Origin of the sequence: Plantactinospora mayteni (assembly GCF_016862935.1) — a bacterium.
In the GTDB taxonomy this organism is placed as follows: domain Bacteria; phylum Actinomycetota; class Actinomycetes; order Mycobacteriales; family Micromonosporaceae; genus Plantactinospora; species Plantactinospora mayteni.
In genome coordinates, this window is record NZ_BONX01000033.1 from 25,651 (window position 1) to 37,940 (window position 12,290).

Annotated in this window: 4 protein-coding genes; 2 read left to right on the top strand and 2 right to left on the bottom strand. The window is 69.4% G+C overall.

The window, feature by feature from the left end; translation table 11 throughout:
• Positions 1–2: 2 nt before the first annotated feature.
• Entirely contained in the window at positions 3–1,424 is a 1,422-nt protein-coding gene (locus tag Pma05_RS23880) for a hypothetical protein (protein WP_203859701.1), read from the bottom strand.
• Positions 1,425–1,551: 127 nt separating this feature from the next.
• Positions 1,552–2,922 (bottom strand): site-specific integrase, encoded by a 1,371-nt coding sequence (locus tag Pma05_RS23885; RefSeq protein WP_239312971.1) that lies wholly within the window; start codon positions 2,920–2,922, stop codon positions 1,552–1,554.
• A gap of 1,153 nt (positions 2,923–4,075) precedes the next feature.
• Between Pma05_RS23885 and Pma05_RS23890 the strand changes: the two genes are divergently transcribed.
• Together Pma05_RS23890 and Pma05_RS23895 are read left to right on the top strand one after the other, a co-directional pair.
• Complete coding sequence (locus Pma05_RS23890; protein WP_239312973.1) at positions 4,076–9,916, top strand: DEAD/DEAH box helicase; 5,841 nt, start codon at positions 4,076–4,078, stop codon at positions 9,914–9,916.
• The gene (locus tag Pma05_RS23895; RefSeq protein WP_203859703.1) at positions 9,913–12,267 is read left to right on the top strand and encodes a hypothetical protein; all 2,355 of its coding nucleotides are present in this window, start codon (positions 9,913–9,915) and stop codon (positions 12,265–12,267) included. Before Pma05_RS23890 ends, Pma05_RS23895 begins: the two co-directional genes overlap by 4 nt.
• Positions 12,268–12,290: the final 23 nt, after the last annotated feature.

Genomic DNA, 12,290 nt, shown 5'->3' on the forward strand with positions numbered 1-12,290 from the left:
CCTCAACTGCGATCGGAGCTGGGTTGGAGCGGCGGCCGAGGTGCCATCGGCCGATGCGGCGGTGGATATCCGGCCGTTTGAAGGGCCGTGTCGAGCCCTGGATAGCTGTAGTAGGTGCCTGGTTCCTCATGCTCCTGCACCTTGGTTAGGAACGCGACGAAGGCTGCTGCTCCGGCCGGACCGAGGTGCGTTGTGCCGTGGAACAGCGCGACGGCGAACTCCGGCATGTCGGTGGCGTGCCGGCACTCCTTGTTGTCGTACCATGCGGCGAGCGCCGCCCCGAGTGCCTCGACCGTGAGGAACGGCGCGTGCTGCACGAGGATCCGACCGGCTCGCTCGCCCATGCGGTAGTTGACCGCCTCCTTGAGGAGCGCGGCGACCATGGGGACGAAGTACGGGTCCGGACTTGCCTCAACGACCGCCATCCGGTGGAACGTCGACAAGGCGTCGAAGCGGGTCACCAGGCTCGGTATCCGTTCGCGGACGTACGGGCTGCGGACCAGGGCGAGACTGGCGGTGACGTCGACCGGAAGTGGTTCCCAGGCGACTGGGGCCGGAGCTACCAGCATCTCTCGTAGCCGCTCGGTGAGAGGCTCGTCCACGAGGCCCCAGAAGTAGTCCTGGTCGCCGAGCCGGGTCAGCGCTCGAAGCTGTGGACCGCCGCCGAGCACATGGAACTTGTCACGTTGTTCCGCGACCACCTCGCGCACCAGCTCGCGGTCCCGTCCTGCGAACGCCCTGAGCGCTGCGGCCATCCGGTCGGCGTGCTCGGCCGCCGGAAGTTGACCGATCGGCCCGATCTCGAGTACCGCGTGCTTGGCGGCGAACCGGGCCAGGGTCCGCCGGGTGGCGACCCGGACGCGGTCAAAGAACGTGGCCCGAATGTGTGGCAGCGTCGGCACGAACAACGGGTCGCAGATGTAGGCGGTGAACGCCTCCAGGACCTTGCCGCCCTGGATTGGCGGGTGGGTCAGCAGCGTCGTCAGGGCCACCGCGAGGTGCCCGCGGGCGACCTCTGGTCGCGGTTCGTACACGTCCCCATCTCCGCGTAGCGACGGATGCACGCAAAGGTTGCGGTCCTCACGGATCCGCTCCAACTCGCGCACGCCGATCGTGTCGATCAGCTCCAAGCTGGCGGCCTTGTCCAGCAGCGTCGCCTCGATGTTCTGCATGGCCCGTACGCCTTCTCTGGTCAGGCCGTTGGCCCGGGCTCTGGCGACCTCGTCGCGGAACGGGACGGCCGCGTTGTCACCGTCGTCGGCGAGCCGGGTGAGTTTGGTGATGATGTCCGCGGTGACGGCGGTCCACGTGGCCGCGATGCTGGCCCGGATCGCGCCGGAGTTGTAGCAGCGCCACGCCTCCTCGACCAGCGGCCGGGTGCTCGGACTCCACACCTGCGACACAAGGTCTTCCAACTGGGCCACCCGCACCGCTCCTCCGCCCGCGCCCGACAACTCAAGGCCAGGCGACCGAGGACCGGAGCCTACGGCCCACACCCACGTTCCCGCACCACCGTTACCAGAACGGCCAGGGTCCGAGGAACGCGTACGGTCAACCGGATCCGTGTGCCCGACCGGCCCGGCGACGGTACGAAGCCCGAAGCCCGGCCGCCCCCGAAGCCCGAGACGGCCTCCAGCGCGGCCGGCATCCACCTGCCGGCCGCTCCTGCGCGGCCACGGCAGGCTCCTGCGGTGTGTCCCGGCCGTGGCGCAGTTGACGTCGGATCTCTTCGCTGGGTTTGCCGGCGTCGAGGACGAGGCGGGCGGTGGCTTCGGCCGCCGCACGCTGTGACTCGGGCAGGACGCTGGTGTAGGTGTCGGCGGTCAGCACGATGGTGGCGTGGCCGAGCTGGTCCTGGACCCCTTTCAGGTCGGCGCCGGCGGCGCAGGCCAAGGTGGCGGCGCCGTGCCGCAGGTCGTGCAGCCGGATCGGCGGCAGTCCCGCCCGATCGACGAGCAGCCGTAGGCGTTGGGTGAGGTAACCGGGGTGGATTGGCAGCCCGTCGGGGCCGGTAAACACGTAACCGCTGTCGTGACACACCTTCCCCGCCTCGGCCCGCGCGGCCCGCCGCTGGCGCTGCCGGTCGCGGTGTTGGCGTAGTACCCGGACGGTGTGCTGGTCCAGGGCGACGGACCGCCGGCTGGACGCCGACTTCGGTGGCCCTTCGTGTACGTCGTAGCCGGCGGTGGTCCGCTGCCGCACCACCGACAGTTGGCCCTCGTGCAGGTCGACCTCGGTCCAGCGCAGGCCGGCGGCCTCACCCCTGCGCAGCCCGCGCAGGGCGATCAGCCACCACAGGGCGAACAGGTTGTCGTCCCGGACGTAGTCGAGAAAGCTCGCCAACTGGGTGGGTGTCCAGACCGCGACGGTGGGCCGCTGCCCGGTGGCCTGCCATTCGGCGACGCGGGCCTCGGTCCACACCAGGGCATGCGGGCGTGGGCGGGCGGGTAGTTCCACCCGCCGGGCCGGGTTGTCGACGATCAGACCTTCGCGGACCGCGGCGGACAGCGCCGCCCGCAGCGTGGTGTGGACGTGCTGCAGGGTGCAGGCGGTCTGCGGCTGCCCGGACCGGTTCCGCGTCGACGCGATCTGCGTGAACGCCGTGTTGAGCTGCCGCGACGTCAACTCGCCGAGGATCAGCTGGCCGATGTGCGGGATCAGGAAATGCTCGACATCGCGGGTGTAGTGCATCCGGGTCGTCGGCCGGATCCGGCTCCTGGTCGACAGCCAGTACCGCAACCAGCGGGCAACCGTCCACGACCGGCCCGCCTGCTCCTCCCGGGACAGCGCCAGCAACTCGTCACGCGCCCGCCGGGCCGCCGCCTCCGACGGAAAGCCACCCCGACGCACCCGCCCCACCTGCCCGAGCAGATCCCGAATCGAGCAGTGGAAATACCAGGTGCCATGCCCACGCTCCAACAACTGCGGACAGGACCTACCCCGCGCCCGGCCCGTCACCGGATCCACACACCGGCACCGCTTCACGATCACACCCTGACTGTTCATGATCTCCCCCTAGATCTGGTGTGGGCCTATGGTCGCGAAGCCGAAAGGGGTACATGACCGTGTTTGACAGGAATACTCGTTATCCGTCGAGTAAGGGTCATTCATGGTGGATAGCGAGGGCTTCCAAGCGGTGATCAGGGGTCGTGGCCTCGGGCGGTCGTGGCACCGCTTCGGTGAGTTGGTCCAGTTCAGCCCGCTTGTTGACGAGAGCGCCAACCGGAAACCCTGGGCGCCCCCTACTTCGGCGGCTTCAAGGCGAGAGCTGCGGGATCATGATTTCAGGCATTGGACGTTGCCTGTCCGGCCAGGTGTGGTATTCGCCAGGCCGAGAGCGGCCAGACGGGTAGCCGGAGTAGGAGGTTCGAATCACCCGGGGTAGGTCGGCCGCACGCCGTCTCGCGCGGTTCGCTGGCCGCACTGAAAGGGCCGTCGGACCGAGGTCGATCTTCGTCGCGGTAGGTAGATATGAATCAAGCTACTGCTCGAGGGGGATCGTGATGGCGAGTTGATAGCCGACCCGAGCCTGACAAGCCATTCCGTCGCAGGTTGACCGGGGACTGCGGCGGGCGGCGATATGACGGTACGGTACGAACTTAGTCTGGAGCGATCTTGGCCTACGCCGGCGTGGCCTCGAATCCGGCTTGACCTGAGGCCCCGAGATCGGTGGCCTGTTGTCTCTGCACGGAGGGTGAGGTCCGGACGGGCAGCGCGACAGCTAAGGATCAAGAATAAGGCCCTGCAGGTTCTGTCAATTGTCCGACACGGGTTCGACATCCAGGCGACACAACGGAAAACTGTCGCAAGCCGCCAGCGCCATCGGCGGCACCTCACCTATAGATCGGCGGGCCCTACCTTCGAACGGTAGGGCAGCGGGGGGACACATTCCGCATCGAGTCGATGGGGTGGTTGTACGAACAAGGCAGGCACGCGCGAGCAGCAGTTGCAGGCGTTGCTGCGGCACATCGGGCCCTGCGACAGCGGCAGCCTGGTGGCTGCCGCGCAACGTCAGTGGGCGGGCGCAACGGTTTCCCGCGTTCAGAGTGTTCTAGCGAGGGCAGTCGCAGGTGGCTTGATCCGCGACGACGGCGGGACGCTGTCCGCAGTTGGCCCCGCAACCGATACACCCATCCAGACTGCTGCGGCGCAGCGTCAGCCCGGGCCCCTGCGGGCGGTGATCGTAGATGTGGAAGCCGTGGTTCGGGCGAGCGCAGACCACCCGCAGGGCGACCGACGGATCTATCAGCTAGGTGCCGTCCGGTTGTCCGCCGACAAGGCCTGGGCGAGCGCGGACCCTTGCTTCGAGGTGTGGATGAAGCTGCCGGGTCCGGATTGGGAACAGCAGGTACGTTCGGCCGAGATCCTCAAACGGTACGTGGACGCTGCGGTCGAGCCAGCCGAAGCGCTCGTTGCGTTGCGTCACTATCTCGCCGACGTTGACGTTCTGATTGCCTACAACGGCAGCGGCGCAGACTTCCCGATGCTTGATGATGCCGCCGCCCGGGCCGAGCAACCCCCGTTCGGCGGTCCCCGCCGGGCCGACGCGCTCTACCTCGCTCACACGGTCTGGCCTCAGGCCGGCTCGTACCGGTTGGCTGAAATCGCCGACGCCGTCGGGGTCGAACGCGGCGGCCTGCGGTGGCACGACGCTGTCGACGATGCCGAGCTCACCGCCCGGCTGCTGCGGCAGGCAGCCGACACCGTGCTGGGCTGGGACCCGGGGCTGCGGCATCTGCTGTGCGCCATCGGCGCAGGTTCCGCCGCCTGGGATCTGATTACATCGCTGCTTCCCGAGCGGTCCACCCCTCCGGCCATCGACGACCTGACGGTGGCGCAGACCCTCGCCGATGCCCTGACCGGCCTCAATGCGGCTGGCGGCGGTTACGAGCCGATACGGCGGGGCCGCCGACGGGCAGCGTTGCGCCTTCCCGACGCGGTGCGTGGCAGCGACGGTGACGTCGATCCGCACGCGTTGGCGCAGGCCGCCGTGTCCGGCAGGGTGGAGCGGCGGGCCGCACAGCAGCAGATGTCGGCTCTGCTGGCCGGGCAGATCCGTGCCGGGCGTGACGCGTTATGCGAGGCACCGACAGGCACTGGCAAGAGTTTCGCGGTGCTCGCGACCGCGCTGCAATGGCTTAGCGGCGACCCGCGCCGACGGGTGGTCATCGCGACCTATACCAAGGCATTGCAGACGCAGCTGGCTGGCGATATTGACCGGCTCGCCGATGTAATCGTCGGACTCGATGACATGGCGGATCTCGTCAAGGGCGCGGCGAACCGGCTGTCGCTGCGCGGGCTGGTCGCCGCACTCACCGACGCCGCCGGGGCGGCCCAGGCCGTCCCGCCGCGGAGCCGGCTGGGTCGGACTCGGTTCGCCACGCAACCGGGCTACCGTGAGCTGCTTGTCTACCTGGCGCACCGGCTCGTCACCCCGACCACGGCGCCGCAGGGTTGGCTGGCTCGCAGCGCGGACCCGGTCGACCTGCCCGTATTCCTGACGGAGTACATCGAGGCGTCGTACGGGCCGGTGCTGTCCTCCTGGTTGCGTAGTGTCAGCCAGGACGCCGACGACTACGGCCGTGCCTCCGGGTCGCCGCTGGCGGCGATGACCGACACGGTGGGTGAGGCGCTGGCTGGGCATCGCCTCGTCGTCGCCAACCACGCTCTGCTGATGAGCCGGCCGGACGTGTTCGGCGAGACGACGCTGCTGATTGTTGACGAGGCGCATTCGCTGGAGCAGGCCGTCACCGCTGCGGCCAGCGCGGTGGTGGAGTACCGGCTGCTGGAGAATCTGGTCACCGACCTGCGCCGCTGGTTGAGTGAACAGTCGGCCGCGCTCCGGTCGTTGGGCGAGTTGATCACCGACCTGGAGGCTCACCTCGACACCGAGATCTTGCCCCGCGCAGGACAGGCGGTCTTCGACACTGCTGGTGGTGAGCCCGGTAGCCGGGCGGCGACGCTGGCGAGTCCATTCGGTGGCCTGGGCGGTGACGCGCCCGCCCGGCAGCTGTTGTCGCGCCTGGCTACGGTGGCGACGCTCGCCGAACGCGTACACCGACAGATGGCCGGCCACCTGCAATCGCCCGAAATGCGGTCCGCGTCGTGGTGGGAACGGGAGCGGGCCGGTGCTCTTGCAACCCGGGTCGCGCGGCTAGCCGACGCGGCTACCCGCATCATCGGCGACGCCCGGAGCATTCTGGATCCGCCTGCCACGCCGGACTCGGCCGCGACCGTTGACCCCGATCTCGGTCGTGATGAGGACAACGCCGACGGCACCGACGACGCGGACGGGGAAGTCGCCGGTGCCGTCGGGGCCGACGAAGAGCAGCTCGACGCAGACGACGACGTGCTGGATGGCACGCAGATTCCGCTGCTCGCGGTAGAGCTGGGCAACCGGGTGGTGTATGCCGTCGAGCACGACATCGCTGGTGTCAGCACATCCGTGCGCCGGTACGGCTTCTCGCTGGCCTCGGCACCGATCGAGCTGGCCCGGGACCCGCGGTGGCTGTCGACGCGGCAGCGTTTCGCGCGGATCTTCTACGTGTCGGCGACGCTGCAGGTGGCCGGGCGATGGTCGTACATCCGGGAACGGCTCGGCCTCGGTGCAGACGTCGATGCCCACTCGCTGCCTGGGCCGTTCGATCTGGCCCGTCAGGCCAGGCTGGTCTGTTTCACTGATTTTCCGAGCTGGGCGGAGCAGGCCGACGGCGCGGTGCGTACCGTCGCCCACCAGCTAGCGGGCTACGCACGGGAAATTGTCCGTCCCGACCCGGACCACGCGGGCCTCTACGATGCCGCGTTTACCCGTGGGGCGCTGGTGCTGACCACCGCAACCCGGGCTGCGGCGGCGATAACCGAACGGTTGCAGGAGCAGTTGTCGACAGTCTCGCCGGACGTTCCGGTGGCGTCCGCGCCGCTGCTTGGTAACGCCCGCGCGGCCCGCGCCTTCACCGAATCCGGCGGCTTCTGCGTCGCGACCCGCGGCATGTGGCAAGGCGTGGACTTCCCGGCCAACCGGCTGTCCCTGGTATGGATCAACAAGCTGCCGTTCGCGCCGTTCGCGGACCCGGTCATCGCCGCGCGCCGCGCCGCCGTCGCCCGCCGTGCCGACGATGCCGGGCATCCCGACCCCGACCGGATCGCGACCGAGGCCTACTATCTGCCGCTGGCGGCAATGGACCTGCGCCAGGCGGTGGGCCGGCTGATCCGTTCCCGGCACCACCGCGGCGTGATCGTGATCAGCGATCGGAAGCTGGCCGGCCGGACCGCGCTGCGTCGCAGCTACCGGCGCGTCTTCCTTGAGTCACTCGACCCGGCGCTGCTGCTCCCCGACCCGGATACCGGCGAAGCCGCTGGCGCGAACCTGACGACGATGGCCGACGGCTGGGCCCGGATCTGGCAGTTCCTCGGCGACGGTGGCGTGTTGTCCGCCGATCGCGTGAGCCGGCTGTGCCAGCCCGAAGCGTTAGCCGAGCACACGCTGCTGCCAGCTACCCGAAAGATCCGGCAGGCGCAGCTGAGCCCGGAGCAGGAGGAGGCAGCTCGTGCCGACGGCACACTGCCGCAGCTACTCGTGGACCGCTGCGCCGCGATCGGCGGCTACCTGCGGTTCCGTGACGCTCCGCTGTCATTGCGGCCACAACAGGAGCAAGTCGTCCGTGCCGTCGCCGCCGGACACGATGTGCTGGCGCTGCTGCCAACCGGCTTCGGCAAGTCCTACACGTTCCAACTGCCGGCCCTGGCGCTGCCAGGTGTCACCGTGGTCGTGTCACCGCTGGTCGCGTTGATGGCCGATCAGGCGCTGGAACTCAACGCCACCATCGGAGGCGCGGTCCGGGCACTGGTGGGCCCGATGACCGAGTCGAACAGCCGGCGCGGCAAGACCGAGGTCGCCGAGGAACTCACCGGCACCGCCGAGCGCGGTATCAAGATTGTTTACGTGTCGCCGGAGCGGCTGGGTAACCGGCGTTTCCAGGAACTGTTGCGGACGGCCGCTGCCGCCGGGATCGTGAAGCGGGTCGCGGTCGACGAGGCGCACACCTTCGTACAGTGGGGCGACGACTTCCGGCCCAGCTTCCGGCGGGCGGCGCAGCTGCTAGCCGAGCTGCGCACCCGACACGGCGTGCGCGTCACCGCAGTAACCGCCACCGCGAACCGAGCAGTGCGGGAAGGGCTGCGGGTCGGCCTGCTCGGCTTGCCCGCCACGCCCAGCTCCGACGAAACCTTGGTTACGGTCGCCGCGGACCCGCTGCGGCCCGAACTGGCGATCTACCGACGCACCCTGCAGGCCGCCGGCCCGAACGCGGTCGCAGGGCTGACCGAAGCGATCGCGTCCGCCTGCGACGAACACGCCATCTTCTACTGCCTCACCGTCAAGGAGGTCGACGCGGTCTACGCCCACTTGCGCGAGTTCGTCGGCGACGGAACACACCGGGTGCGCCGCTTTCACGGCCGGCTCTCCGAGACCGAGAAAGCCGCAGTGCTCACCGAGTTCCGTGACGCCCCAGCCAAACACGAAGAGGGATACGCGCCGTTGCTGATCATCGCGACCAGCGCCTTCGGCCTGGGCGTCAACCGCCGCGATATCCGCTGCGTGTTCGTGGTATCGCCGCCCACCGATCTGGCCGCCCTCTACCAGCAGCTCGGTCGGGCCGGCCGAGACCAGGCCGGCCGTCACCCCGCGCAGCTCACCGCCGCGTCCTACGGACTGGCCCTGGGCACCGGCCGCGGGTTCCGGACCGTGGCGTGGATGGCTGCCCAAGGGCTACCGGCGGCGAGCCTGCGCGCGATCGGCAGAGCCGTGTTGACAGCGGCCCGCGCCGGCGGTGTCCTGGACCCTGATCGTGTCACCGACGCCTGCATCGGCGCAGACTTCGCCGCCAGGCGGCTTACCCGCGACGCCGCGCGACGCCCGGCGACCGTGTCGCAATACCGGGCCACTGTCATCCGGGCACTGACCGTCCTCGCCGACCTCGGAGTCGTCGACGACAATGGCGACTTTCCCGCGACGGTGGTGCTGACGCCGATCGACGATCCGGCCCGCTGCGACGAGCACATCCTGACCGCCGCCGCGTCCACGGTTACCGGCTTGGCGGCCGAGCAGCCGGGCCGGCACCGGGTCGTCGACCTGCACCTCCGGCTCACCAACCAGGTGCCCGGCTACCGACTCGTCGCCGACGACCCGGCACAGACCTGGGCGGTGCTGGCCACCCTGCACGACTTCGGTATCGCGGACATCTCCCAGGCCGGCAACAACCGCACCCTGATCTCCGTCCAGCCACGCCGCGGCACCGCGACGCTGCCGGACGACTACTACCGCCGGATGACCGGCCACCGCGACCGCCTGATCCACGACTTACAAGATCTGCGCACCTGGTACGCCGCGACCGACTGCGCCAACACCGGCTTCGCCGCCTACTTCTCGCTTACAGGCGCGCCGTCGCTGTCCGACGGCGTCTGCTCCACCACAGCCTGCCGCTGCTCCAGCTGTTGGTCGACCAGCAGCGAACAGAACGCTACCCCGGCACTGCTCGCCGCCCTGAACACGCCACGGCCGCGGCCCACAGCACGCCGTGACGCCGCCCCCTACCGCGACGCGGTCCAGCGGTACGTGCGGTCCCTGCTGTGGGACAACCACCGCGGGCTGACCGTCGGCATGATCCACCGGGTGCTGCACGGCGACGAGACCTACCTATCGGCGCAATCTGGCCGCCGCCGGCCCCTGTGGCCAAGCCTGCTCTATCACCGCCTGCGCGGCGTCGACCCCGGCATCCAAATCGGCCACGTAGAAGAAGCCGTCACGCAACTCGCCGCCCGCAGCGAGCTCGTGGCGAACGGCAGAGTGTGGCGGCTGCGCCGCCACGTCGAACGCGACGCGGCCCGCGCAACGGCGAATCGGACGGTGGCCCCGTGACAGTGACCGCAGCCAAGGTGTGGCGGCCCTTCCACGACGAGCCGCTGTTCGTGCCGGAACTGCTGCTGGGGCCCGGCGTCGTCCCCGACGGCCTGAGTGCCCGGATCGTCGACTACCTCACGCAGGTGGCCGGGGCCCGCCGCGCGCCGTTGCACACCTGCACCGCCTTCAACGCCCTGTACTTCGGCTTCGACCTACAGACGCACGGCTACCGGGCCGAGGTCCTGGACCCGGAGCTATTCGTACTCCTGAGCGCCGGGCAGCAGCTGCCCGTACTGCCTGTCGGCACGTTCGTACGCATCGACCGCGGCGGCCGGCGCTCCTTATGGGCCGAGGTCGTCGCCCGTTACGGCGCCGACCCCGCGATAGACGACGACGGGTGGGCCCCCGCCGCACTCTCCGGCGCCCCACCCGGGCAGCCAAGCGCCGACGGCGACGGCGGCCGGGTCGTGCCGGAGCGGATCATCGTCGATGTGGAGGCCTTCGGTGCCCCACTCACACCCGCCGAGTACACCGAGCTGTACCGTCTAAAGCGGCGAGGGACGCTGCTGGATCGGCGGGGCCACCTCACCGGGCTGGTCCAGTATCCACCTCACGGCCCGGACAGCCGCGACGACATGGCTCTTTACACGCAGTACCTGCTCGGCCCGGCACGAGCATTGCTGCTCGGCGGGCCACTCGGCGGTCTGCTCACCAACGCCGACGACAACCAGGTGCTTGCCGCCGCCCTGCAGCAGGCAATGGACACCATCAACACCCTGCTCGACCGTGCCGACACGCTGCGTCGCTGGCACGAGTACGCCACCCCGCGATCACGGTTCGACCAGTACCGCCGGGCCGGCTCGCCCACCACCGACATCGACATCGATGACATCGTCCACACCCTCAGCCGTACCGCTGACCAGCCGCGCTATACCGGCGTCTGGCCGCTGCTGTCCACCCGCGCCGACAGCAGGAATGACGCCGACGAAGATCCACTCGACCAGGTCGGCGCCGCTGACATCGTGCTCCACGCCAATCTGGTCGCGGCGGACCTCGCTGCCGACGCCACGGACGGCGTACTGCCCGGCGGCACCCACCTGCGTATCGACGACACCTGGCAAGCCGGCGGGCTGTGGCGAGCTCAACGCTGCCCGCTGCCCGCCACTGTGCAGACAACCGACCCACGCACACCGCTCGGCCTGGGCTACCAGCAAGCCATGCGAACACCGCCGTCCAATGACCGCGACGATGAGTTCCAACCCGAGCCGCACGCCCATCGCCAGGCGGCACCAGAGCCAGACGAACCACCTCAGCACAACGAGCAGACCCAGGCGGCGAACACCCTTGACCTGACCGAATTAACGGTGGTCCACGACAGCCTCGTCGTCTACACGATCGCCCTAAACGAAACCCACTGGGACTCTGGCGAACTCCCGCTGGCAGAGCCCGCGGCCGCCGTTCTGGCCACCAGTGGACCGCTGATTCTCGAACTGCACCACGACGGTGAACCCCTGGACGACGCCGAACAGGTCCAGCACGTTGTCCGCGACGGCATCGTCCTGCACGGTGTCGACTGGCCATGGAGCTTCTACCCCGGGATCAAGGTCACCGTGGCGGTAACCCGGGACGCGACCCGCATCGCGGCCACCACCACCCTGCTCGAGCAACCCTTAACCTTTGGCGACCAGTACCGATGGGACGCCAACCTGCGTATACTCGCCGCCGCTCTTGGCGCTGAGGAGCCGGACGACGCCATTCCGCGACCGGCGGAACCGGACGACGTACCGCAGGCATCCGTTCCGGATCGGCACCGAGGCGTCACCCAACTGCGCGGTCTGGTCATCGCCGCGCTGCGCCGACACGGCACGACAGGAGCGTTCGGAGCGCGTCGCCTCACCGGCCCGCAGCTTTTCGCCGCGCTCTTCGGCCCCGATCTCGTGGCGCCGCCCCTGATGTGGGAGGTGATCTACACATGCGACCGACTAGTCGATGCCGGACGGCTAACATGCGAACGCAACGTCGGCGACCCGGACCGGCCCGGAAGCGGCGGCCCGGACACCTACGTCTGGTGGCCCAACCACACCGCGCGCCGGCAGGCCGAGCAACACAGCGCCGCCGCCCACCGGCGCCAGGTGCTGGTTGGCCACGTCCGCGAGTACTGGGTACCGCCGTTCCTCCGAACCCTGCCGGCCGGGCATCAGGCCAGTGACCAAGCCCGGCAGGCATACGCCGAGTGGATCACCAAAATCCGGGGACCGGATGCGGACACCACCCTGATCGAGGGTTACACGTTCGTACGCGGCGCCTTGCGGGGCTCCTCGGACCAGCACAGCCTGCTCCGGCTCGCTGATACGGCACCGCAACCCTGAGGTGGCAGCCGTTAGCCGACCAG